The sequence below is a fragment of the Pseudomonas sp. SIMBA_068 genome (assembly GCF_046534705.1).
Classification (GTDB): Bacteria; Pseudomonadota; Gammaproteobacteria; order Pseudomonadales; family Pseudomonadaceae; genus Aquipseudomonas; species Aquipseudomonas putida.
Genome location: NZ_JAWRYI010000003.1, coordinates 67248 through 89822, shown reverse-complemented (window position 1 = coordinate 89822; position 22575 = coordinate 67248). Strand labels below are relative to the sequence as shown.

The 22575-nt window shown below is 62.8% G+C and carries 23 protein-coding genes and 1 tRNA gene; 10 read left to right on the top strand and 14 right to left on the bottom strand.

What is annotated here, in order from left to right; all coding sequences use genetic code 11:
• The first annotated feature begins 32 nt into the window (after positions 1-32).
• Positions 33-109 (top strand) — tRNA-Met (locus SB756_RS09545).
• A gap of 106 nt (positions 110-215) precedes the next feature.
• On the opposite strand, the gene SB756_RS09540 is transcribed toward SB756_RS09545, so the two are convergent.
• Positions 216-830 carry a LysE family translocator gene (locus SB756_RS09540; protein WP_341797529.1) on the bottom strand — a complete coding sequence of 205 codons (615 nt, stop codon included), beginning with the start codon at positions 828-830 and terminating at the stop codon, positions 216-218.
• Between the two features lie 184 nt (positions 831-1014).
• On the opposite strand from SB756_RS09540, the gene SB756_RS09535 reads away from it, so the two are divergent.
• Positions 1015-1932: a LysR substrate-binding domain-containing protein gene (locus tag SB756_RS09535; RefSeq protein ID WP_341797528.1), complete on the top strand. Its 918-nt coding sequence runs from the start codon at positions 1015-1017 to the stop codon at positions 1930-1932.
• On the opposite strand, the gene SB756_RS09530 is transcribed toward SB756_RS09535, so the two are convergent.
• From SB756_RS09530 to SB756_RS09520, 3 genes are all read right to left on the bottom strand, one after another.
• Positions 1872-2447, bottom strand: coding sequence for a D-Ala-D-Ala carboxypeptidase family metallohydrolase (locus SB756_RS09530; protein WP_341797527.1), 576 nt, complete (start codon positions 2445-2447; stop codon positions 1872-1874). The two genes, SB756_RS09535 and SB756_RS09530, sit on opposite strands and share 61 nt — an antisense overlap.
• Before the next feature lie 65 nt (positions 2448-2512).
• Complete coding sequence (gene rimI / locus SB756_RS09525; RefSeq protein WP_341797526.1) at positions 2513-2968, bottom strand: ribosomal protein S18-alanine N-acetyltransferase; 456 nt, start codon at positions 2966-2968, stop codon at positions 2513-2515.
• A complete protein-coding gene (locus tag SB756_RS09520) occupies positions 2965-3750 on the bottom strand; it encodes an energy transducer TonB (protein WP_341797525.1) in 786 nt (261 codons plus the stop codon). Before SB756_RS09520 ends, rimI begins: the two co-directional genes overlap by 4 nt.
• Positions 3751-4177: 427 nt before the next feature.
• Between SB756_RS09520 and mksB the strand changes: the two genes are divergently transcribed.
• Genes mksB through mksF form a run of 3 tightly spaced genes read left to right on the top strand, consistent with a single transcriptional unit; the run spans position 4178 to position 8992 of the window.
• Positions 4178-5467, top strand: coding sequence for an Mks condensin complex protein MksB (gene mksB / locus SB756_RS09515; protein ID WP_341797524.1), 1290 nt, complete (start codon positions 4178-4180; stop codon positions 5465-5467).
• Positions 5457-6164, top strand: coding sequence for an Mks condensin complex protein MksE (mksE, locus tag SB756_RS09510; RefSeq protein WP_016484836.1), 708 nt, complete (start codon positions 5457-5459; stop codon positions 6162-6164). The genes mksB and mksE overlap by 11 nt, the downstream gene beginning before the upstream one ends.
• A complete protein-coding gene (gene mksF, locus SB756_RS09505; RefSeq protein WP_341797523.1) occupies positions 6161-8992 on the top strand; it encodes an Mks condensin complex protein MksF in 2832 nt (943 codons plus the stop codon). Before mksE ends, mksF begins: the two co-directional genes overlap by 4 nt.
• Positions 8993-9123: 131 nt before the next feature.
• Here mksF and SB756_RS09500 read toward each other — a convergent pair whose 3' ends face one another.
• The 5 genes from SB756_RS09500 to rplU form a co-directional block, all read right to left on the bottom strand.
• Positions 9124-9585 carry a CreA family protein gene (locus SB756_RS09500; protein ID WP_049278050.1) on the bottom strand — a complete coding sequence of 154 codons (462 nt, stop codon included), beginning with the start codon at positions 9583-9585 and terminating at the stop codon, positions 9124-9126.
• Positions 9582-10700 (bottom strand): glutamate 5-kinase, encoded by a 1119-nt coding sequence (gene proB, locus SB756_RS09495; protein WP_016501542.1) that lies wholly within the window; start codon positions 10698-10700, stop codon positions 9582-9584. Before proB ends, SB756_RS09500 begins: the two co-directional genes overlap by 4 nt.
• An 85-nt stretch (positions 10701-10785) precedes the next feature.
• Complete coding sequence (cgtA, locus tag SB756_RS09490) at positions 10786-12012, bottom strand: Obg family GTPase CgtA (protein WP_016501543.1); 1227 nt, start codon at positions 12010-12012, stop codon at positions 10786-10788.
• 188 nt (positions 12013-12200) lie between these two features.
• Positions 12201-12458 (bottom strand): 50S ribosomal protein L27, encoded by a 258-nt coding sequence (gene rpmA / locus SB756_RS09485; RefSeq protein ID WP_003247464.1) that lies wholly within the window; start codon positions 12456-12458, stop codon positions 12201-12203.
• Positions 12459-12496: 38 nt separating this feature from the next.
• Complete coding sequence (gene rplU, locus SB756_RS09480; RefSeq protein WP_003247466.1) at positions 12497-12811, bottom strand: 50S ribosomal protein L21; 315 nt, start codon at positions 12809-12811, stop codon at positions 12497-12499.
• Between the two features lie 244 nt (positions 12812-13055).
• Between rplU and SB756_RS09475 the strand changes: the two genes are divergently transcribed.
• From SB756_RS09475 to SB756_RS09465, 3 genes are all read left to right on the top strand, one after another.
• Positions 13056-14024, top strand: coding sequence for a polyprenyl synthetase family protein (locus SB756_RS09475; RefSeq protein WP_016501544.1), 969 nt, complete (start codon positions 13056-13058; stop codon positions 14022-14024).
• Positions 14025-14191: 167 nt separating this feature from the next.
• The gene (locus SB756_RS09470) at positions 14192-14533 is read left to right on the top strand and encodes a zinc ribbon domain-containing protein YjdM (protein ID WP_019470643.1); all 342 of its coding nucleotides are present in this window, start codon (positions 14192-14194) and stop codon (positions 14531-14533) included.
• Between the two features lie 84 nt (positions 14534-14617).
• Entirely contained in the window at positions 14618-14863 is a 246-nt protein-coding gene (locus tag SB756_RS09465; protein WP_016484829.1) for a hypothetical protein, read from the top strand.
• 136 nt (positions 14864-14999) lie between these two features.
• Here SB756_RS09465 and SB756_RS09460 read toward each other — a convergent pair whose 3' ends face one another.
• The 5 genes from SB756_RS09460 to SB756_RS09440 form a co-directional block, all read right to left on the bottom strand.
• Positions 15000-15617: an FKBP-type peptidyl-prolyl cis-trans isomerase gene (locus tag SB756_RS09460; protein WP_132846719.1), complete on the bottom strand. Its 618-nt coding sequence runs from the start codon at positions 15615-15617 to the stop codon at positions 15000-15002.
• Positions 15618-15702: 85 nt separating this feature from the next.
• Complete coding sequence (locus SB756_RS09455) at positions 15703-16008, bottom strand: DUF6482 family protein (protein ID WP_016501545.1); 306 nt, start codon at positions 16006-16008, stop codon at positions 15703-15705.
• A 128-nt stretch (positions 16009-16136) separates the two neighbouring features.
• The gene (locus SB756_RS09450) at positions 16137-16625 is read right to left on the bottom strand and encodes a TIGR00645 family protein (protein ID WP_016501546.1); all 489 of its coding nucleotides are present in this window, start codon (positions 16623-16625) and stop codon (positions 16137-16139) included.
• A 260-nt stretch (positions 16626-16885) separates the two neighbouring features.
• Positions 16886-17224, bottom strand: a complete 339-nt coding sequence (locus SB756_RS09445) for a hypothetical protein (protein WP_016484826.1) — start codon at positions 17222-17224, stop codon at positions 16886-16888.
• Positions 17225-17385: 161 nt separating this feature from the next.
• Positions 17386-19824 carry a Lon protease family protein gene (locus SB756_RS09440; protein ID WP_341797522.1) on the bottom strand — a complete coding sequence of 813 codons (2439 nt, stop codon included), beginning with the start codon at positions 19822-19824 and terminating at the stop codon, positions 17386-17388.
• 251 nt (positions 19825-20075) lie between these two features.
• Between SB756_RS09440 and SB756_RS09435 the strand changes: the two genes are divergently transcribed.
• Both SB756_RS09435 and SB756_RS09430 read left to right on the top strand, forming a co-directional pair.
• Positions 20076-20564 carry a DUF3015 domain-containing protein gene (locus SB756_RS09435; RefSeq protein WP_016501548.1) on the top strand — a complete coding sequence of 163 codons (489 nt, stop codon included), beginning with the start codon at positions 20076-20078 and terminating at the stop codon, positions 20562-20564.
• A 72-nt stretch (positions 20565-20636) separates the two neighbouring features.
• A complete protein-coding gene (locus SB756_RS09430) occupies positions 20637-22490 on the top strand; it encodes a DUF4105 domain-containing protein (RefSeq protein ID WP_410910740.1) in 1854 nt (617 codons plus the stop codon).
• Positions 22491-22575: the final 85 nt, after the last annotated feature.

The window sequence follows — 22575 nt, the reverse complement described above, 5'->3', positions numbered from 1 at the left end:
AGGGTCCGTTCAAGAGAATAATGCGCGCCATCGGCTACATAGCTCAGTTGGTTAGAGCATAGCATTCATAATGCTGGGGTCCGGGGTTCAAGTCCCTGTGTAGCCACCAAACAAGACGAAGGGCTTACCGCAAGGTAAGCCCTTTTTCTTTGCCTGCGAAAAAGCTGCACGCTTTCAATTTGAGCAAGCAGCTACCCCTAACATGCAATCGCCCCTCAACGAATCCCCGTCACCGCCACTGCCAGCCCAAGGCCGATCAGCGCCAGCCCGATGACGCGGTCCACCAGCACTTGCCGGTCGATCATCGCCTTGCGCAACGCAGTACTGGAGAAAAACACTGCAACCAGGCTGAACCACAGCCAATGGGCAAAGGACATGAACGCGCCGTAGGCGAAATCCAGCGCCAGCGGGCTGCCCGGCTGCACCACCTGGGTGAAAGCGCTGATAACGAACAACATGGTCTTGGGGTTCAGGGCATTGGTCAGAAAGCCCGTGCGCAGGGCGTTCAGCACGCTGGCAGCGGGTTGACTGCCGCCCTCGAGGTGGATGCGCTGAGTGTTGGTCAGCGACTTGTAGCCCAGGTAGATCAGGTAACCCGCACCGAGCACTTTCATGACCAGGAACAGCGCCGGGCTCTGGCTGATGATCACGGCAATGCCCAGCACCGTGTACAGCACGTGCACCTGCACCCCCAACGCGATGCCGATCGCGGCGGCCAGCCCGGCCTTGCGGCCTTGTGCATAACTGCTGCGGGTGACCATGGCGAAATCGGCGCCAGGGCTGATGACGGCGAGCAAGGTGAACAGGGCGACGGCGATAATTTCGGTCATGCTGATGGCTCTCGATAGGCGATGAAAATGCACAGACTTGGGGATTATCGAGGGCTTATGAACCAGGAAAAATCGATTTATAGTGAGGCATATCTGATAGTTTTCCTCACAGATATTTAGACCCTGTACCGGCCTCTTCGCGGGTTCACCCGCGAAGAGGCCGGCACAGGCAAAAAGGGATGCCATGAAACTGCCGCCGCTCAACGCCTTCCGCTACTTCGACATCGCCGCCCAGACCGAGAGCTTCGTGCGCGCCGCCGAGCACCTGCACGTCACCCACGGCGCGGTCAGCCGCCAAATACGCCTGCTTGAAGAAAGCCTTGGCGTGGCGCTGTTCGAGCGCCGTAACCGGGCCATTTTCCTCACCTCCGCCGGCCGTGCCCTGCAAGGCACCACCCAGGCGATTTTCGAACAGCTCGAAGGCGCCGTGCAGCGCTTGCAACAACAGGCCCGCGACAATGTGCTGGTGCTGTCCTGCGAGCCGACCATCGCCATGCGCTGGCTGATCCCGCGCCTGCCCCGCTTCCATGCGGACCACCCCGACCTGCAGTTGCACCTGGTGGCCGCCGGCGGGCCGCTGGACTTCGCCCGCAGCGGTGTCGACCTGGCCATCCGCCGCGACGACTTCCACTGGGACAACCAGCTGTTCAATCAAAAAATCTGCGACGAATGGATCGGCCCGGTGTGCCACCCCACCTCCCCCACCCAGCTCGACGGCCAACGCCTGCTGCACAGCACCACCCGCGCCGCTGCCTGGCCCACCTGGCTGCGCCTCAGCGGCCAGCAGGCGCGGCACAACGAACGCAGCGACTACGAACACTTCTACCTGACGATCCAGGCCGCCAGCGCCGGCCTGGGCCTGGCCATGGCCTCAGCCCTGATGGTGCGCGACGAACTCGACAGCGGGCAGCTGCAGGCACCGTTCGGTTTTGTGCGCGATGGCTCGGCTTATCACCTGCTTAGCCCACAGCCCCTGGACGACAGCGGCAAGCGCCAGCGCTTCGCAGAGTGGGTAATGGGCGAGTGCCAGCGCTGCCTGGCTCACCTGGGTTTGACGCAAAACGACGACCCCGCGCTGCCATCGCCGCCCCAGGTGCGATAGCCCGCGGTATCCAGATGGATGCGCCCCGACGGGTAGCGCCCCAGGCCCATGCTCCACGCCTGGCCATGCTGCTGCCAGAAACGGCACAGCGGGTTAGGGTCAGCCCAGGCCGGCAACAGAATATCGACGGCGAAGGCGCGGGTATGGGCACTGTCGGCAGCACCGCCTGCGCACGCATTCAGACGAGGGTCGCGATAGGCCGAAACCACCTCGAACTGACGCAGGATGCCTTGGCCGTCGAGCACCTTGATCAGCGAGAGGGTCGAGCGTACAGCCGGCCAGTTGCTCACAGGCGGCACGGCGAAGGGAGACGCGTGGCACAGCTTCCAGTCCGAGGCCGAACGCAGCAGTTGGTGGATAGGCACCACACCGTAAAGACGGGCATCCACCAGCATTTCACGGAAGGGACGGGTTTGATGGTCGCCGGCCCACTGGGCGAACATCCACAGGTCGCGTTGGTCGGCGTGGGCAGTACCCGCTATCAGCAGGCCTGCCGCCAGAAGCAGTTTTTTCATTCTTTATCCATCCCTGCATAGAGAACAAAGAAAGCTACGCGGTGGATGGCGCCGACTGTGCGAGGTCAGTCTTCAAGCAGCGTGCAGGCCATCACCAGGGCATCTTCACGGCCCCCGGCAATCGGATAATAGTCGCGACGGCGGCCGATTTCGTTGAAACCGTAGCGCTCGTACAAACGATAGGCCGACTGGTTGCTGGCGCGTACTTCCAGGAAGCATTCGCGGCCATTGAGCTGGTAAGCCCGGGCCATCAGGTGCTCCAGCAGGCGCAGGCCCAGGCCGCGCCCCTGGTTTTCCGGTTTGACGGTGATATTGAGCAGGTGCGCCTCGTCGATGATCACGTTGATCACCCCATGGCCAACCTGCTGCTGGCCATCGAACATCAGCCAGACTTCGTACGACTTGAGCGCATCCTGAAAGATCCCGCGGGTCCAGGGGTGACTGAACGCGGCATATTCGATCTTAAGTACGGCATCCAGATCCGCCTCGGTCATCGGGCGAAAACTGATCGATTCACTCATTCAACGCTCTTCCAGCGCGCCATCAGCTGGCGCATGGCTTTCCAGACGTCCGCCTTGCGCTGCGGCTCGTCCATCAACAATTCAAGGCCCGGCAGCGCCCAGGCATCGCCCAGGCCGTCCAGCTCAAGGGTTTGGTAATAGGCCTCGGCATCAGCATTGGCGGCAAAGCGCAGTGCCGGCAAGCCGATCAGCCACAGGCAGGTACTCGGGGCGTCTTCCAGGCGCGCCTGGACAAAGCCCTGGACGAAGTCGCGCGCGGCTTCGGGGCCCTGGTCCATGTTGCCGCGTACCAGCAACGGCCAGCGCACCGGTTCGCCGATGATCTGCGGGGCGTCAGGCAGGCCGGCGGCGCGCAGCATGTCCTTTAGCAGCAGGTAGGACGGGTCGCGACTCTGGAACGGCTGGCCGGTGGCCAGTTCTACCAGCAGCAGGCAGCTGCCAGCGCGCAGCAACTGCAGCGAGAAGCGCGGTGGCGGCACCGGGGCCGGCCTTGGCGGTGCGGGCTGCTCTTCGGCCTCGACGGGCTTGGCGGCAGGCTTGGGCACGCTACCCGGGCGCGGGATCTCGATTTTCGGCCGCTCACCGGAGCGGGCCTGGGGGCTGGCGGGCGTTTCGTTTGCAGCCGGTGCCGGCCTGACCTCGAAATCGATGTCCTCGACCGGCACCACCGGCAATAGCAGCTCGGGGCGCGACGGTGCGGCGAACGGCAGTTCGGCGCGCGGCAGCCAGTGCACCACTTGCATGGCGGAAAGGTAGGCGCGGCGACGGGGTTCGGTCAGCAAGGGGCGGGTATCCGGGGGGCTCAAGACAGTTGGGCATTCTAACGTGTACGCCGTGGTTTTTGCAGCGCCTATCAGACCGAGCGCCGCCCGCGCGGCGCTTCGCAGCACAAGGCTGCTCCTACATCTGTTTCGGGCCAGTTATTCCTGAGACAAAGGCGCGCGCCCCCTGGTGTTCACCTGGACATCGTGTCGAACAAACCAGGCGGTCGCGCGCACGGGTACAGGCGTCACTGGCCCGAAACAGATGTAGGAGCAGCCTTGTGTTGCGAAGCGCCGCGCGGGCGGCGCTCGATTTCAACCCCCCCCAAAAACAACGCCATACACCTACTGGCCATAAGGTTATCTCTCATTACAGACCAAGGGGTGAAAACCTCCCCCCCGGATGCAGTACAATCGCCCCCTTTTTCTTGGCAACGAGTCGAAGCCAATGATCGAACCCAAGCGCGTCCTGCGCGCCCTAGCCGAACACTGGGCCCTGATCGAGCCGCTGTGCGAGCGTTTCGACCAGGGCACCCTGAGCCTGGTCGAGTTGCGCCAGCATGTGGGCCGCCAGCAGCTCGAAAGCACCCCGCAGGACATCACCCAGCTACTCGACGTATGGATCCGCCTGGATATCCTGGTCCCGGTGGCCAAGAGCCCGAACCGCTTCGAGCTCAACGCGCAGATCCACGACTTTCTTGCGTACCTGCGCCGCGAACACCGCCTGGGCCTGTGCCTGGAGATCGAAGCCTACCTGCGCCACCTCGAACGCCTCGCCGGCCATATCCAGGACGCCTTCGACAACCGCGACAGCGACGACCTGGCGCGCCAGCTGCGCCTGCTCGACATGCGCGTGCGCGATGTGCTGAAAAAGCTCGATAACGACGAACAGGCACTGGTCGCCGTGGCCGAGCGGGCCAAGACCAGCAACCGCCAGATCCCGCTGCGCCAGCGTTATGCCGAAGTACTGGCCACCTGGGATGAATACGTCGAGCCGATGATCCAGCTGGTGAACGCCGACGGCGCCTTCGAACAAGGCGTGCGCAAGGTCGAGACCGTGCTGCTGAAGCTGCTGGGCGAACAGGCCCGCCTGGGCCACCTGGTCGACGACGACATGCTGCTGCGCACCCACGCACGTATCCTGGAAATGCAGACCAGCGCCCAGCTGACCCTGCGCCACGCCCGTGAACTGCTGCTGCCGCTGCGCGAAGAAGCCCGCCGTCACAACGCCGTGACCCGTGGCGCCGCGCTGGCCCTGTCGGTGATCCGGCGCAAGGGCATCGACGCCGTGCCGCAGGCGGCCATGCCGATGTTCACCCGCCCGCAGAGCACCTTCCTCGGCAGTGCCAGCCAGGTCGAAGCCTATGTGTACGCCCTGGCGCGCTTCGAGCCCAAGCCGGCGCGCTTCCCCAAGGCCCACAAGACCCAGTCCGGCGCCCTGCCCCGTGCACCTCGCACGGTCAAGGAAATGGCCGAACGCTGCGAACAGGCCCTGCCGCTGCCCGACCTGATGGTCTGGCTGCTGGAGCAGGAACCCGAAGGCGCCACCGACGAACTGCTGTACTGGTTCTCACGCCTGTCGCGGGAAAAGCGCTTCAAGCGCGAACGCCTCGACCGCCGCGAATACACCACCCAGGAACACCTGGTCAGCCTGCGCTCGTACGCCCTGACCTCCAGCCGCGAAGACGCCACCAGCGCGACTACCGAACCCAACGCGAGCCCAGCCCATGCATCTTGATCTTTCCGAACTGTCCCAGCTCGCGCCGATCTTCCGCGAGCTGTTCAAAGGCTTCCACGTCAGCCGCCGCGATCCCGAGTTGTACGCGCAGCTGTCAAACTTCCAGGACCAGTACCGCACTCTGTTCAAGGCCCTGGGCTTCGAGCTGGTGTGCGACACCCGCGGTTTCTATTACTTCGTGCCGGACATGACCGCCGCGCAGGTCAACAAGACCGCGCAGCGCCTGTCGCTGTTCACCTTCATCCTGGTCGAGCACCTGGCCGACCAGGGCCGTGACCCGATGGCCGTGCTGGACGGCGGCAGCATCGGCCGCGACGAACTCCCCTCGCTGCTGGACAAGTACCGCGACCTGTTCCTGCAGGCCGAAGTGCAAACCGTGGACGAGCTGGAAGAAAAAATCCTGCGCCGCATGACCCAACTTGGCTTCGCCCATGAAGAAGGCGGCATCTACCGCTTCCTGCCGCCGATGCACCGCTTCCTCGATGTGTGCCTTTCGGTGCAGCAGGACCGCGACCTGGCCGCCACCCTGCATAGCGTGCTGCCGCTGCCGACCCCGGTGCTGGTCGAGGAAGAAAGCCCCGAAGAACTCAACCGCACCGACGATCCGCTCGACCTCACGCCCTTCGAGGGCGAGGAAAGCGAAGAGGACGCCCTGGCCCGGGCCATCCGCGAAGAGCAACAGGAGATTGACGCATGAGCCAGGAACGCTACGGCATCCGCCGCTTTGCATTGCTCAACACCGCCGGCTACAGCCTTGGCCTGTTCCCCCTGGAACACCCGCTGTCGGTCTACGGTGCCAACAACCTGGGTAAGTCGGCGTCGATCAACGCCCTGCAGTTCCCGATCCTGGCACGCATGTCAGACATGAGTTTCGGCAAGTACAGCCTCGAGCAGTCGCGCCGCTTCTACTTCGCCAGCGACACCTCGTACATTCTCTGTGAGCTGAGCCTGCCCCACGGCCCGCACGTGATCGGCGTGGTCGGCCGCGGCCCGGGCGGCGGTTTCGGTCACCAGTTCTTCGCCTACAAAGGCGAATTGGACCTGGCCCATTACCAGAAGAACGACACCTGCCTGCGCCAGAAAGAGCTGTTCACCAACCTGGAGCGGCTGGGCATCAAAGCCTACGAGCTGAAGCCGGACGAACTGCGCCGCCTGCTGGTTGGCGGCCACACCTCGGTGCCGCTGGACCTGACCATGATCCCGCTGCGCTCCACCAGCGAGCAAAGCCTGAAAACCTTCCGCGCGCTGTTCATCAACCTGCTGCACATGCGCGAAATCACTGCGGCCAAGCTCAAGCAACTGTTCCTTGACGCCTTCGAGCACAGCCTGCGTTCGGGCAGCGTCGACTACATCGCCGCGTGCGAGGAAGCCTTCCGCGACGTGCGCCGCATGGAGCAGGACTACAACGCCCTGGTCGCCGCCGGCCCGCTGGTCGAGGCCCTGGCCGGTGGTGTAGCCCAGCGCGACATCCTGCGTGGCAAGCTGCACCGCATTTCGCCAGTGCTCGACACCCTGCTGGGCACCTGGCAGGAATACGCCATGGCGCGCAAGGAAGAGCTGGTCATCCAGTCCGAGCACTACCGTGGCGAGCAGGACCGCCTGCAGAACGACCAGCGCGGCGGCACCCAGGAGCTGATGCGCCTGGAGCGTGAAATCACCGGCATCCAGCGCTGGCTGGGCGAGCTGTCGGTGCTCAAGCACCGCTTTGCCCTGGTCGATGACGTCAAGGTACTGGAGCAGCAGCTGCTGGCGGCCAAGGACGCCCACGACGAACTGGCCGGCGCCTTGGCGCAGTCGCGCCAGTTCAGTGCCGAAGACCTGGACGAGCGCGTACGCGACCTGGAAAAACGCCTGAAGCAGGTCAAGCAGCAACTGGACCACGCTGACAACAACAGCTACGCCCGCCTGCGCGAGGAGTTCTCGCAGCAGGACGTCGACCGCCTGATGCGCCTGTTCAACGGTGCACTGTTCAGCCTGCCGCTGGGCGACCGTGGCATCGAGCTGGACGACAGCGCCCTCTGGGTAAAATCGCTGGAAGCGGTGTTGGACGGTTTCAAGGGCGAGCGTTTCGAAGCCCCGGGCCTGTCCATCGACCTCACCCACATCGACCCACCGGCGCTGCAGGCCCTGGCCGACCGCGCCGCCCTGCGCGACCAGAAAGAGCGCCTGGAAAAGGAGCTGAAACAGCTCAAGACCCAGCAGGCTGTAACCGCCGACCGCACCGCCTCGAAGGCGCAGACCGAAACCCTGTACCAGCAAGTGCTGGACGCGCAGAAGGCGCTGGAAGACTTCCGCCGCAGCGAAACCCTGGCAGCCGAAGAGCCCGAGAAGCTGGAACAGCTGTCGCAACTGGAAGCCGCCCAGGACGAACTCAAGCGCTCCAGTGATGCCTTCACCGAGCGCGTCCAGCAGCTGTCGGCCAAGCTGCAGCTGGTCGGCCGCCAGATCGGCGACCTCGAGTCCAAGCAGCGCACCCTGGAAGACGCCCTGCGCCGTCGCCAGCTGCTGCCGGCCGACCTGCCTTACGGCACCCCGTTCATGGAAGCCATCGACGACTCGATGGACAACCTGCTGCCCCTGCTCAACGATTACCAGGACAGCTGGCAAGGCCTGCAACGGGTAGACAACCAGATCGAGGCGCTGTATGCCCAGGTGCGCCTGAAAGGCGTGGCCAAATTCGACAGCGAAGACGACATGGAGCGCCGTCTGCAGCTGCTGGTGAACGCCTATGCGCACCGTACCGAAGAAGCCCTGACCCTCGCCAAGGCACGCCGCGCCGCGGTCACCGACATCGCCCGGACCCTGCGCAACATCCGCAGTGACTACGACAGCCTCGAGCACCAGCTGGCGCTGTTCAACCGCGAGATCAACAAGCGCCAGGTTTCCAACCTGGAGAGCTTCCGCGTGGTGCTGGCGCCGAACAAGGAAGCGCTCAAGCACATCGACCAGATCATCCACAGTGCCGGCCAGTACGAAGAAGGCGAAACCTTGTCGGTGTTCGACCTGACCCAAAGCGCCGAGCAGGACAACAAGAACGAAGAGGCCAAGGAATACCTGGCACGCCTTGTGGCAGCCAACCACAACCAGCTGGGCCTGAAAGACCTGTTCGAGCTGGCGTTCGAGATCACCAAGGTCAACGGCCAGCCGATCATCCACGCCGACATCGACGGCGCTGCGTCCAACGGCACCACCATGACCATCAAGGCGCTGACCAACATGTACTTGTTGCTGCACCTGATGGACCGCGACCTGGCCGGGCGCATTCGCCTGCCGTACTACCTGGACGAAGCAGCGGACATCGACGAACGCAACCAGGCCGCACTGCTGGAGACCAGTTTGCAGCTGGGCTTCGTACCGATTCTGGCGAGTGTGAAGCCCCAGGTATCCGCGCACGTGGCGATCGACCTGGAAGGCGGCAGCGGCCCGAACGGCATCTACATCGACGAGGCGGACTGGAAGTTCATCAGCCGGCTGGATGAGGTAAAGGCGGTTGTGCGCGAGGATAAGGCCGAGGAACTGGCCTGACATTTGTGTATGGGGCCGCGTTGCGGCCCATTCGCGGCACAAGGCCGCTCCTACAAGGGGACGCATATCCCTGTAGGAGCGGCCTTGTGCCGCGAACGGAGGCCGTAGGCCTCCCGCGATTCAACGGGCTATCAATGAGCCCAAGGCAGGATCGGGATCGCGGTCACTGCGTTCTGCGGGCTGCCTTCGATCATGCGGTCGCTGTACACCAGGTACACCAGCGTATTGCGCTTCTTGTCCAGGAAGCGCACCACCTGCATGGTCTTGAACACCAGCGAGGTGCGTTCCTTGAACACTTCCTCGCCGTCTTTCAACTCACCCTTGAAGTTGATCGGCCCGACCTGACGACAGGCAATCGACGCCTCCGCACGGTCCTCCGCCAGCCCCAGGCCACCCTTCATGCCGCCAGTCTTGGCCCGCGACAGGTAGCAGGTCACGCCCTCCACCTTGGGGTCGTCAAACGCTTCGACCACGATGCGGTCGTTCGGCCCCAGGAACTTGAAGACAGTGGACACCTGGCCGACTTCCTCGGCCCCGGCCAGCATTGGCAGCGCCAGCGCCACCACGGCAATCACTCGCTTGAACAGGCTCATACCAGCACCAGATTGTCACGGTGTACCAGCTCGGGCTCAGCGCTGTAGCCAAGGATCGACTCGATACCATCGGACGACTGACCGATGATCTTCTGCGCCTCCAGGGCGCTGTAGTTGGCCAACCCGCGGGCCACTTCAACACCGTCCGGGCCAACGCACACCACCATCTCGCCACGGCGGAAGCTGCCCTGCACGGTCTTCACGCCAACCGGCAACAGGCTCTTGTTGGCCTGGCGCAGCGCCTGCACGGCGCCGGCATCCAGCACCAGGGTGCCACGGGTCTGCAGGTGGCCGGCCAGCCACTGCTTGCGCGCAGCGAGCATGCCGCGCTCGGGCGAAAGCAAGGTACCCAGGCGCTCGCCCGCCTTGAGGCGGTCCAGCACGCGCTCGATGCGGCCACCGATGATGATGGTGTGGGCACCGGAACGGGCGGCCAGGCGCGCGGCGCGCAGTTTAGTCTGCATGCCGCCACGGCCCAGGGCACCACCGGTACCACCGGCCACGGCATCCAGCGTCGGGTCGTCGGCACGGGCTTCGTAGATCAGCTGGGCTTCGGGGTTGTTGCGCGGGTCGGCGTCGAACATGCCATCGCGGTCGGTGAGGATCACCAGCAGGTCGGCCTCGACCAGGTTGGCCACCAGCGCTGCCAGGGTGTCGTTGTCGCCGAAGCGGATTTCGTCGGTGACCACGGTGTCGTTTTCGTTGATCACCGGCACCACGCCCAGGTCGACCAAGGTGCGCAGGGTGCTGCGGGCGTTCAGGTAACGCTTGCGGTCGGACAGGTCGTCATGGGTCAGCAGGATTTGCGCGGTGTGCTTGCCGTGTTCGCCGAAGCTCGACTCCCAGGCCTGCACCAGGCGCATCTGGCCGAGCGCGGCAGCGGCCTGCAGCTCGTTCATCGCGCTCGGTCGCGAAGTCCAACCCAGCTGGCTCATGCCGGCAGCCACGGCCCCGGAGGAGACCAGTACCAACTCCACGCCTGCCTCACGCAGCGCGACCATCTGCTCGACCCAAACGGCCATGGCACCGCGGTCGAGGCCCTTGCCATCGGCGGTCAGCAGAGCACTGCCAATCTTCACGACCCAGCGCTTGGCGCCCGTCACCTTGCTTCGCATCTTCTTCCAACCTATGTCGAATCTGTAGATACCGTGGATACAAAAACGCCGCTCCAGAGAGCGGCGTTTAGTGTACTGCAACCGGTCAGTCGCGCACGTAAATGATTTCCGGACCGTCTTCGTCGTCCTCGAAATCATCGTCCCAAGCGTCATCGTCACCGATGTCGTGCACGCTCTTGACGCCAGTACGGCGCAGGGTACGCGCGTCGTCCAGGGCCTGCAGCTGGGCACGGGCTTCGTCTTCAATGCGCTGGTCGAGGTCGGCCAGCTCGGCGGCGTAGGCCGGGTCGTTGGCCAGGCGGTCGGCGCGGTCTTCGAGGTAGCGCATCAGGTCGTGGCTGAGCTTGTCGGTACCCTGCTTGGAGATCGCCGAGATCACGTAGACCGGGCCTTCCCACTCCAGGCGATCGATCACCTCCTGAACACGCTCATCGCGCTCGTCGTCCATGACCATGTCCGACTTGTTCAGTACCAGCCAACGCTCACGCTCGGCCAGCGACGGGCTGAAGCGGGTCAGCTCGTTGACGATCACTTCGGCAGCATCGGCCGGGCTGCTTTCGTCCAGCGGCGCAATGTCCACCAGGTGCAGCAGCACGCGGGTGCGCGCCAGGTGCTTGAGGAAGCGGATACCCAGGCCGGCACCGTCGGAAGCACCTTCGATCAGGCCGGGGATGTCGGCGATGACGAAGCTCTTCCAGCGGTCGACGCTGACCACGCCCAGGTTTGGCACCAGGGTGGTGAACGGGTAGTCGGCCACTTTCGGCTTGGCGGCCGAGACCGAGCGGATGAAGGTACTCTTGCCGGCGTTGGGCAGGCCCAGCAGGCCAACGTCAGCCAACACCTTCATTTCCATCTTCAGGTCGCGCTGGTCACCCGGCTTGCCTGGCGTGGTCTGGCGCGGTGCACGGTTGGTGCTGGACTTGAAACGGGTGTTGCCCAGGCCGTGCCAGCCGCCTTGGGCGACCATCAGCTTCTGGCCAGGGGTGACCAGGTCACCGATCACTTCCTGGGTGGAAGCGTCAATCACGGTGGTACCGACCGGCACGCGCAGGAACAGGTCTTCACCCTTCTTGCCGGTGCAGTCGGTGCTGCCACCATTGGAGCCGCGCTGGGCTTCGTGGTGACGGGTGTAGCGGTAGTCGACCAGGGTGTTCAGGTTTTCGTCGGCGACCATGTACACCGAGCCGCCGTCACCGCCGTCACCGCCGTTAGGGCCACCGTTCTCGATGAACTTCTCGCGACGGAAGCTCATGCAACCGTTGCCGCCGTCACCGGCCTTGACCCGAATCGATACTTCGTCAACAAACTTCATTAAAACCGCCTCTCGTCGGTAGACGAGTTGAATGAATCAAAAACATGAGGCTCTTGCAAAAATGAGCGCGGCGGCCCCGTACGACCGTAGAAACCAACGCCGGCAACCCAGACAAACAGCTTTGCAAGAGGCTCACCACAAACGAAAAAGCCCCGTCGCATGACGGGGCTTCTGGAGCGACGTCGCGATTAAGCGGCGACGATGCTCACGTAACGGCGCATGAACTCGCCTTTCTTCTCGAACTTGATCACGCCTTCGATCTTGGCGAACAAGGTGTGGTCCTTGCCCATGCCAACGCCGTAGCCAGCGTGGAATTCAGTGCCGCGCTGACGGACGATGATGTTGCCTGGCTTGATAACCTGGCCGCCATACATCTTCACGCCAAGGCGTTTAGATTCTGAGTCGCGACCGTTACGAGTACTACCACCAGCCTTCTTGTGAGCCATGGTTCAATTCTCCAAATAAATTCAGGGGATCTAGGGGATTAAGCCTGGATGCCGGTGATTTTGATCTCGGTGAACCACTGGCGGTGGCCCATACGCTTCATGTGGTGCTTACGACGACGGAACTTGATGATGCGAACCTTGTCGTGGCGGCCTTGCGAAACGACTTCGGCCACTACTTTAGCGCCAGCAACAACTGGAGCACCGATGGTGACTTCTTCACCGTTGGCGACCAGCAGAACGCGATCGAAAGTCACGGATTCGCCAGTGGCGACTTCCAGTTTTTCGATCTTGAGGAATTCACCTTCAGCGACTTTGTACTGCTTGCCGCCGGTAACGATTACTGCGTAAGACATGGTATTTCTCCGATAATCCTGCTCACCCAGCGCTTTATATGATGAGTATTGGCTGGCATGGCTGCACAAGGCTGGAACGGCCCGGCGCAATTGCGTAAGGCAGGTGCTGCCCAGGAAGTTAGGGTGCGCGATTGTACGCAACCCTGGTTTTGCTTGCAAGTGCCGCCCCCGGCCCGCTGGCACCGCGCCTTGACACACCGGTACCCGCGACCTAGCATGCCGCGCAACCTCACTGGAGCAGCCGATGCAACCCCAAACCTTCTACCGCGCGGTGGCTGATGATTTCAGCGCCGTCGACGAGATCATCAAGAAGCAGCTGACCTCGCGCGTGCCGCTGGTATCGAAGATCGGCGACTATATCACGTCGGCCGGTGGCAAGCGCCTGCGTCCCCTGCTGGTACTGCTGTGTGGCAAGGCCCTGGGCCGCGAAGGCGACGACCTGCGCCTGCTGGCTGCCACCATCGAATTCCTGCACACCGCCACCCTGCTGCACGACGACGTGGTGGACATGTCCGGCATGCGCCGCGGCCGCTCCACCGCCAACGCTCTGTGGGGCAACGCGCCGAGCGTGCTGGTGGGCGACTTCCTTTATTCGCGCTCGTTCGAAATGATGGTCGAACTGGGTTCGATGCCGGTCATGCAGATCCTGTCCAAGGCCACCCGTGTGATTGCCGAAGGTGAAGTGCTGCAGTTGTCGCGGGTACGCGATGCCAGCACCACCGAGGAAATCTACATGGAGGTCATCCGCGGCAAGACCGCGATGCTGTTCGAAGCCTCGACCCACAGCGCCGCCGCGCTGGCCGAAGCCACCGACGAGCAGCGCGAAGCCTTGCGCACCTTCGGTGACCACCTGGGCGTGGCCTTCCAGCTGGTCGACGACCTGCTGGACTACAAGGGCGACTCGCAAACCCTGGGCAAGAACGTCGGTGACGACCTGGCCGAGGGCAAGCCTACCCTGCCGCTGATCTACACCATGCGCGAAGGCACTGCCGAGCAGGCTGCGCTGGTACGCCAGGCGATCCAGAAAGGTGGCCTCGAGGATCTGGAACAGATCCGCGTGGCGGTCGAAGCGTCGGGCGCGCTTAAGTACACAGCAGAGCTGGCGCGCGACTATGTGAAGCGCGCCATTGCATGCCTCGAAGTGCTGCCGGCCAGTGAATACCGGGATGCCCTGGTCGAGCTGAGCGAGTTTGCGGTCGCGCGTACTCACTGACAGACCGAGTCGTCTTCATTCGCGGGCAAGCCCGCTCCTACAGGATTGCGTCACCTGGAGGAGCGGACTTGCCCGCGATGCTTTTTGTCCGGACATAATCACTTCTGGAAAAATACCTTTTACAATGTGGGTTTTTAACCGCCCGTCTGTTTGTTTGAGGAACCGAAGTGAGCACTCTGCCACCCTGCCCAAAATGCAATTCCGAGTACACCTATGAGGATGGCACTCAGCTGATCTGCCCTGAATGCGCCCACGAGTGGTCTGCCAGTGGCGACGCCGAAGCGGCCAGCGACGAGGCGGTGAAGAAAGACTCGGTCGGCAACGTCCTGCAGGATGGCGACACTGTCACCGTGATCAAGGACCTCAAGGTCAAGGGTTCGTCCCTGGTGGTGAAGGTCGGCACAAAGGTCAAGAACATCCGCCTGTGCGACGGCGACCACGATATCGACTGCAAGATCGATGGCATCGGCGCCATGAAACTGAAGTCCGAGTTCGTTCGCAAAGTCTGATTACAGAAAAAAAGGCCAATAGGCGCTTGCTATTCTGATAATAAGAATTATTCTCATTGGGACTGATATCCAAGGAGAATAGCCATGACTTATCTGATTGACGCCTGGCTTGACCGCCCTCACCCCTACCTGCGCATTCTTCATCGCGAAACCGGCGAAGTGTGCGCGGTGCTCGAAGAAGAAGCGCTGGACGAACTGCGTGACCAGGGCGACCTGGACATGAGCGGGTTGAATTCGAGTGAACCGGGGGTGCTCAAGGAGCTGGTGCGCAATCTGTTTCTGTTCTGCTATGCGCGGGCATTGCGCCCGATGGGAACAGACTGGAACTGAGGGCCCTGGCGAGGGCTTCGCCCTCGATCGCGGCGCAAGGCCGCTCCTACAGGGAACGCATCCCGCCGAGGGATCGCATATTCCTGTAGGAGCGGCCTTGTGCCGCGAATGGGCCGCAACGCGGCCCCAAGCGGTATTACAGAACGTCGAGCAGCTCGACGTCGAACACCAGCACGCTGTGCGGCGGGATGCTGCCAACGCCTTGGGCGCCGTAGGCCAGCTCGCTCGGCACGTACAGGCGCCATTTGCTGCCGGCATTCATCAGCTGCAGGGCTTCGGTCCAGCCAGCAATCACGCCACCAACCGGGAATTCAGCCGGCTGGCCACGCTCGTAGGAGCTGTCGAACACGGTGCCGTCGATCAGGGTGCCGTGGTAGTGCGTACGCACGTTGTCTTCGCGAGTCGGCTTGGCGCCTTCACCTGCGGTCAGTACTTCGAACTGCAGGCCCGAAGCCAGGGTGGTGATGCCTTCACGCTTGGCGTTTTCAGCCAGGAATTCCTTGCCAGCGCCAGCAGCTGCTTCAGCCTTGGCAGCCGCTTCGGCTTGCATGATGTCGCGGATCACTTTGAAGCTGGCCGACAGGTCGGCTTCGCTGACGCGGCTGTCGGCGCCGTTGAAGGCGTCGGTCAGGCCGGCCAGGATGGCTTCCAGGCTTACGCCTGGTGGCGGGTTGTCGCGCAGCTGGCCGCCCAGCTGACGGCCGATACCGTAGCTGACGCGCGTTTCGTCGGTAGACAGATTGAGTTCGGACATTGTCGTGCTCCACTGCAGGGCGCAGTGCAGCCGCGCCCTTGATGAAAAGGGCGAGCAGCCTAGCACACTGATGAGCTGCGAGCAGCTACCAGGCCGAACGCTGGGAAATCGGCACCTTGAGGTCTTCTTCCGGGTGCGAACCCATGCCGCACATTTCATCCTGCACCGACCAGTGCACCAGGTTCATCGAGACCATGGGGATGGTTTGCAGCAACTTGCGGGCATCCTCCACCGAGTGCACGCGCAAACGCTCGCCACGGGTGTCAGACAGCGGGTGGGCGCGGCCTTTGAGCCGGGCTTCAATGAGGTAATCGCCGCCTTCGATGGCGATCAGGTTCACTTCGTCGACATGGCCAGCCCTGGCCTCGAGATTGAGCTGATGCAGGTTCATGTAAGCACCTCGCGATGAGAACCACGCATGAGTGCTCATTTTTCGTACAGGCGGGCCGAAAGCACAAGCCAGAAACGACACCGCCCGTCCGTTTTGCAACAGACGGGCGGTGCAGGCAACAACGGGGCTCAGTGCTTGGTCAGCTTGTCCAGGTAGCCCATGCAGAACGCCGAAACCACAAAGGTCATGTGGATGATCACGTACCACATCAGGTAGTCGGTGGAGATGTTCTGCGCATCCATGAACACCCGCAGCAGGTGAATGGAAGAAATCGCCACGATCGACGCAGCCACCTTCATCTTCAGCGACGAGGAGTCCATCTTGCCCAGCCAGTTGAGCTTTTCCTTGCTGTCGTCGATGTCCAGTTGCGAGACGAAGTTCTCGTAGCCGGAGATCATCACCATCACCAGCAGGCCACCCACTAGCGACATGTCGATCAGCGAGAGGATCACCAGGATCAGGTCAGCTTCGCTCAAGGCAAAGACGTTGGGCAGGACGTGGACCACTTCCTGAAAGAATTTCAGCGCCAGGGCCAGCAGGCCGAGGGACAGGCCGAAGTAGATGGGGGCGAGCAGCCAGCGCGAGGCATACATCGCGTTTTCGAGAATACGTTCCATGGAGGGTTTGGGACTCGTCAGGTGACTAAAAAAACGACAGCGAGTATAGCCAGCCACCTGTTACAGCAAAAGCCCGGTGAGTGGGGGCTGCTTTGCAGCCCATTCGCAGCACAAGGCTGCTCCTACAACCGACCGCGATTTCCTGTAGGAGCAGCCTTGTGCTGCGAATGGGCCGCAAAGCGGCCCCTACAAGCGACCGCGATTTCCTGTAGGAGCAGCCTTGTGCTGCGAATGGGCCGCAAAGCGGCCCCCGGCATCAATCAGGTCTCAGGATGAAACTGATAATCCCCCAGATTCCGGCACCGCTCGCCATTGATCCGGCGCAACTGGGCCTGCAGGTGCAAGCACCAGATCTGCGGGTCTTCGGATACCTGGTAGCCATGCAAGGTCAGGCTGTCGACAATGGCGTTAAGCACCGATTCGGCCACCAACGGCCCATGAAACGGCCCTTGAGCCTTGATCGCGGAAGGTTGCTCACCGGCCATGCCGGCGGCGAACAGCAGCGTCCACATGCCGTTATCCCCGGCCAGTGGGCGAATGCTGCATTCGATGCGGGTCACCAGGCCCAGGCACTGGCGTGTGAGGCTGAGGTTGCGCATGGCCGCGTCCCCTCCAATAAGCCTTGTTCAGCCTGAACACCAGGCTGTTTCCATCCTGAACGCTGATACCGTCCTTAAGTTCCAGCATAGAATAACAGCACAAAAAGATGGAAAACCGGCGCTGAACGGTAGCACATCGCCGCCAGCGCCGGTTTATTGACTCAGGCCGGTTTGGCCTGGGCAATCACCTCTTCCAGGCGTTCTTTTTCTGCCTTTTCGATATCTTCCTCGCTGATCATTTCGGCGATTTCACGCAGGCGTTCCACCACCCGGGCGTTGACGCTGCCCTCGGTAAACAGGCCCTGGTCATCAAGTACCCCGGCCTCCTCGCCCACCAGCAGGCTCAGCGCCTCATCGGCCTGGCTGACCGCGTAAACGTGGAACATGCCGTTCTCCACAGCCTGCAGCACGCGCTCGTCGAGCATGAGGGTGGCTACGTTGGCACGCGGAATGATCACCCCCTGCTCGCCGGTCAGGCCACGCGCCTCACACAGGCGGAAGAAGCCCTCGATCTTCTCGTTGACCCCGCCCACGGCCTGCACTTCACCGAACTGGTTGATGGAACCGGTGATGGCGAAGCACTGCTTGAGCGGCGTGCGCGACAAGGCCGAGATCAGCGTGCACGCTTCGCCCAGCGAGGCGCTGTCACCGTCCACATAACCGTAGGACTGCTCCAGGGCGATACTCGCGGAAATCGCCAGCGGGAATTCCTGGGCATAGCGGCTGCCCAGGTATCCGGTGAGGATCATCACACCCTTGGAGTGGATCGGCTGGCCAAGGTTGACCTCGCGTTCGATGTCGACAATGCCGCTGCCGCCCGGGTACACGGTGGCAGAGATACGGGCCGGCATACCGAACGCCGAATCGCCCACTTCCAGCACGGTCAGGCCGTTGCACTTGCCGATGGCCGCCCCTTCGGTATCAATCAGGATGATGCCGGCCAGCATGTCGTCCAGCACCCGCTGCGAAACACGCCCGGTGCGGGTGGCCTTGGCCTTGAGCGCACGTTCGATGTGCCCGGCGTCGGTCATTTCGTCACTGGCCAGCTGACGGATGAAATCGGCTTCGCTGACCAGCTGGAACAGGTCGCCGATACGCGCCGACAGGCGTGACTGGTTCTCTGCCAGGCGGGCGCTGTAGGTGGCCAGGCGTGCTACCGCGTCACTGGTCAGCGGCGCCATGCCCTCTTCGTTGGTACGGGTGCGCAACAGCTGGGCGAACTGCTCCAGGTTCTCGTCGACCATGGGCATGTCTTCGTCGAAGTCCACCAGCACGCGGAACATCTCCTGGAAGTCCGGGTCGTGGTCCTGCAGCGCGTAGTACAGCTGGCGTGAGCCGATGATCACCAGTTTCACGTTCAGCGGAATCATCTGCGGCTGAAGGCTGACGCTGGCCACACGGCCCAGTTCACCGATGGGTGACTCCATCTTCAGCTTGCGCGACTGCAGCGCACGCTTGAGCGCATCCCACACGAACGGCTCGCCGAGCATTTTCTCGGCTTCAAGAATCAGGAAGCCGCCGTTGGCACGGTGCAACGCGCCTGGGCGCAACTGGCGGTACGAAGTGTAAAGCGCGCCCTGGTCGGTGCTGTATTCGATACGGCCGAACAGGTTGTCGTACGTCGGGTGCGGCTCGAACACGACCGGCGCGCCCCCGGCGGCATGGTGGCCGACCACCAGGCTTGGAGCGTACTGCTCTTCAAGCAGCTTGCGCGCAGCGGCGTCGGTCTTGCTGTCGTCGACCAGTTGCTCGACCACGGTGCGCAGCAGGTTCAGCTGCACCGACTGCAGGTAGGCGCACACCGCTGCGTTCTCGGCGTACTTTTCCGACAGCGGCGCGAGCAACGGCTGCAAGGCCAGGGTGATGGTTTCTTCGTTGAGCTGGCGCAGCTGGTTGTTCGACTCGCGCTTCCATTGCGGCAGGCTGGCCAGCTCTTCGTTCAGCTGTTCCTCGAGCGAGGCAATGTCTTGGTGGAACTGCTCGCGCACCGCTTCCGGCAACTGGGCGAACTCGGCTTCATCCAACGCCTTGCCATCGGCCATCGGCGTGAAGGCGACGTTGCTGGCGTCGCGGTACAAAGCCACGTCCTTTTCCAGCGAGGCCCGCTCGATTACATCCAGGGCACGGTCGTAGCGCTGGTTGAAGGCACGGTCGATAGCGCCTTTCTTCTGTTGGTACGAGGGGTGCTCGAACACTGCCGGGAAGGTGGACAGCAGGTTGTCGATCAATCCGCCCATGTCGCTGATGAACTCGGCAGCGCTGCCAGACGGCAGCTCCAGCGCGCGGGGTTCCCGGGTATCGTCGAAGTGGTTGACGTAGACCCAGTCGGCCGGGGTCTGCTGGCGCTTGCCCTCAGCCTTGAGGTAGCGCTTGACGAACGAGAAGCGCCCAGTGCCGGGCTCGCCCATCACGTACACGTTGTAACCGGGGCGCGGCATGGCCACGCCGAACTGCAGGGCCTCGACAGCACGTTCCTGGCCCAGTACTCCGCGAAACGGCTCCAGATCGTCGGTATGGGTAAAGGCAAACTGCTCGGGGGAGAAACGCCGGGTCAGGGCTTCAGGCGCGAGACGCAGGCGCGCAGCGACAGGATCGGGCATTGGGTTTCCTTACTTCGGCGGGGCAGATGAGCAGCATTCTGGCGCTGCCCGCGCGCGCCTTGCAAGGCTCCATGGGACTTTATGTCGCAGCCGGTGCAGGTCATGTCACAGCAAATTTTTCGCAATCAACAACGCAACCTTTAGATCGTGCCTAAACTCCAAGCTGCGCGGGTGGGTGAAAAGCTTTCCCGACCTGGCAACCGAGTTGCCAGAAACCCTGACCCTTGGTTAAGACAAAGAGAACAAATGCTATGAAACGGATTCTTCTGGGTACTCTGTTCACCGTGGTCTCGCTGAACGCCATGGCCGAAGCGCCAGGCGGCCCGAACTGCGGTTGGGGCAACATGCTGTTCGAAGGCCAGCGTGGCACTCCGGCACACTTCCTGGCTTCTACCACCAACGGCACATCCGGTAACGCCACCTTCGGCATGACCTCCGGCACCAACGGCTGCTCGACCAAGGCTTCGCTGACCTACGGCGGCAAGTCCTGGTTTGCCATGAATGGCATGATGAACGAGCTGTCCGAAGACATGGCCATGGGCCAGGGCGAAGCACTGACCACCTATGCCGTAGTGCTTGGCGTGGCCCCGGAAGACCGCGTCTACTTCAACTCGGTTACCCACCAGCACTTCAACCAGATCTTCAGCAGCGCCGATGTCACTGCCGAAACTGTCCACACCAACACCCTGGCCGTTCTGAAGAGCGACCCACGCCTGGCCAAATACGCTACCGAGGCCTAAGCACTGCTGTTCCCGCCCCCCACGGGGGCGGGTTTCGCCTTTTTCGGCATCGTGAAGAAGTAGTTGCCCGATATGCTCAAACGCCTCGCTTCCCTGGCGCTGTGTGCCTGCGCCCCTGTTCATGCCGCGCCCGTGCTGGATCAAGGCCGTCTCCAGCAACTGGCCAATACCCCTTACTGGCACGCCATTGGTCACTACGAAACCGCCAAGCTCGGCGGCTGGCGTAGCTATGTGGATGATGATGCCTTCTTCCTCGCCGAGGACGGTGCGCACCACCCCGACCAAGAGCTGCAAGCCACGGTCGAAGCGCTGTATGCCCCGGCCAGCCTCGGCGACAAGCACGCGCAGTGCGTGTTCCCCGCGCGTACCCGCTGGCTGCGCGAGCAGCTCGACCTGCAGGGCTTGCCGCAGCCGGACTGCCAGGAGTTCAAGACCTGGTACCAGTCCATAGACCCGCACAGCGCCGCGTTGATCTTCCCGGCGGCCTACCTGAACAGCCCCTCGTCAATGTTCGGCCACACCCTGCTGCGCATCGACCAGTCCAGCACCCGCAACGACGACACCACGCTGCTGAGCTACGCGATCAACTTCGGCGCCTACATCGAAGGCAGCGACAACAGCATCCTGTACGCCTGGAAGGGCCTGATGGGCGGCTACCCAGGGCTGTTCGCGCTGATGCCCTACCAGGAAAAACTGTCCGAATACCGCAGCCTGGAAAACCGCGACCTGTGGGAATACCAGCTGGACCTCACCCCCGAAGAAACCGGGCGCATGGTCGAGCATGTGTGGGAGTTGAAGCAGATCCAGTTCGACTACTTCTTCTTCGACGAAAACTGCTCCTATCGGCTGCTGGAGCTGCTGCAAGTGGCTCGGCCAAGCCTGGACCTGACCTCGCAGTTCCCGCTGACCGCCATCCCGACCGATACGGTCAAGGCCGTGAAACAGTCCGGCCTGGTCGCCAGCGAGGTCTACCGCCCTTCCCGCGAACGTGAGTTGCTGGCCCGGGCGGAGCCCCTCGACCATGGCGAAAAGCGTCAGGTGCTGGCCGTGAGTGCCAACACCGCACAGCTGCAAAGCCCCGAATTCAAGGCCCTGCCCCGCGAACGCCAGGCGTTGGTGCAAGATGCCGCGTATCGCCTTGAGCGCTACCGTGCCAACGGCCAGGAACGCGACCCCGGCCAAGCCAAGCGCAGCTTCGAGCTGCTGCGGGCGATCAACAGCAACCCGCCGCCGCCCTTGCAGATCGAGCGCCCCGGCCTGCCTGAAGACGGCCATGACTCACGCACCTGGCAACTGGGCGTGGGCACCCGTGAAGACCGCGCCTACGCCGAGTACGGCCTGCGCATGGCTTACCACGACCTGAACGACAATGCCTACGGCTTCCCGCTGGGTGCGCAAATCGAGATCCTGCAGCTGAAGGTGCGCCAGTACGAGGGTAATGACTGGCAGGTGCAGCGCCTGGACCTGGCCACCATTCGCTCGCTGACACCCCGCAACGAGCTGCTCAAACCGTGGTCGTGGCAAGTGGCTGGCGGCCTGGAGCGGGTGCCGGGCAAACATGATGACGAGGTGCTGGTAAGCCACGTGAACGGCGGCGCCGGTGGCACCTGGCAACTGGCCGACGGGTTGCTGGGTTTTGCCCTGGGCACGGTGCGGGTCGAGCATCACAACGACTTCGCCCAGTTCATCGCCCCGGCAGCGGGGTTCAATGGCGGGCTGCTGTGGCGCAACGGCTTGGGCAACCTGACGCTGGAGGCCAAGGGTGATTACTTCACCAATGGCGAAGTGCGGCGCAGCGTGAGCCTGAACCAGCAGTGGGAGATCAGCCAGAACCTGGGGCTGCGGTTGAGCGCTTCGCGCGAGTTCAGCCACCTGGCTACCGCACAGAACGAGGTAATGCTCGAATTGAAGTGGTACCACTACTGAGTGATCCAATCGACTCTTTGACACCGTTTTGACAGCTCCTCGACAAATGGCCACCTAGACTTTCCACTATCTACGGGAGGGTCTG

Coding starts and splice junctions, on each gene's coding strand:
- SB756_RS09540 (WP_341797529.1), bottom strand. CDS start 830: ATGACCGAAATTATCGCCGTCGCCCTGTTCACCTTGCTCGCCGTCATC.
- SB756_RS09535 (WP_341797528.1), top strand. CDS start 1,015: ATGAAACTGCCGCCGCTCAACGCCTTCCGCTACTTCGACATCGCCGCC.
- SB756_RS09530 (WP_341797527.1), bottom strand. CDS start 2,447: ATGAAAAAACTGCTTCTGGCGGCAGGCCTGCTGATAGCGGGTACTGCC.
- rimI (WP_341797526.1), bottom strand. CDS start 2,968: ATGAGTGAATCGATCAGTTTTCGCCCGATGACCGAGGCGGATCTGGAT.
- mksB (WP_341797524.1), top strand. CDS start 4,178: ATGATCGAACCCAAGCGCGTCCTGCGCGCCCTAGCCGAACACTGGGCC.
- mksE (WP_016484836.1), top strand. CDS start 5,457: ATGCATCTTGATCTTTCCGAACTGTCCCAGCTCGCGCCGATCTTCCGC.
- mksF (WP_341797523.1), top strand. CDS start 6,161: ATGAGCCAGGAACGCTACGGCATCCGCCGCTTTGCATTGCTCAACACC.
- SB756_RS09500 (WP_049278050.1), bottom strand. CDS start 9,585: ATGAGCCTGTTCAAGCGAGTGATTGCCGTGGTGGCGCTGGCGCTGCCA.
- proB (WP_016501542.1), bottom strand. CDS start 10,700: ATGCGAAGCAAGGTGACGGGCGCCAAGCGCTGGGTCGTGAAGATTGGC.
- cgtA (WP_016501543.1), bottom strand. CDS start 12,012: ATGAAGTTTGTTGACGAAGTATCGATTCGGGTCAAGGCCGGTGACGGC.
- rpmA (WP_003247464.1), bottom strand. CDS start 12,458: ATGGCTCACAAGAAGGCTGGTGGTAGTACTCGTAACGGTCGCGACTCA.
- rplU (WP_003247466.1), bottom strand. CDS start 12,811: ATGTCTTACGCAGTAATCGTTACCGGCGGCAAGCAGTACAAAGTCGCT.
- SB756_RS09475 (WP_016501544.1), top strand. CDS start 13,056: ATGCAACCCCAAACCTTCTACCGCGCGGTGGCTGATGATTTCAGCGCC.
- SB756_RS09465 (WP_016484829.1), top strand. CDS start 14,618: ATGACTTATCTGATTGACGCCTGGCTTGACCGCCCTCACCCCTACCTG.
- SB756_RS09460 (WP_132846719.1), bottom strand. CDS start 15,617: ATGTCCGAACTCAATCTGTCTACCGACGAAACGCGCGTCAGCTACGGT.
- SB756_RS09455 (WP_016501545.1), bottom strand. CDS start 16,008: ATGAACCTGCATCAGCTCAATCTCGAGGCCAGGGCTGGCCATGTCGAC.
- SB756_RS09450 (WP_016501546.1), bottom strand. CDS start 16,625: ATGGAACGTATTCTCGAAAACGCGATGTATGCCTCGCGCTGGCTGCTC.
- SB756_RS09445 (WP_016484826.1), bottom strand. CDS start 17,224: ATGCGCAACCTCAGCCTCACACGCCAGTGCCTGGGCCTGGTGACCCGC.
- SB756_RS09440 (WP_341797522.1), bottom strand. CDS start 19,824: ATGCCCGATCCTGTCGCTGCGCGCCTGCGTCTCGCGCCTGAAGCCCTG.
- SB756_RS09435 (WP_016501548.1), top strand. CDS start 20,076: ATGAAACGGATTCTTCTGGGTACTCTGTTCACCGTGGTCTCGCTGAAC.
- SB756_RS09430 (WP_410910740.1), top strand. CDS start 20,637: ATGCTCAAACGCCTCGCTTCCCTGGCGCTGTGTGCCTGCGCCCCTGTT.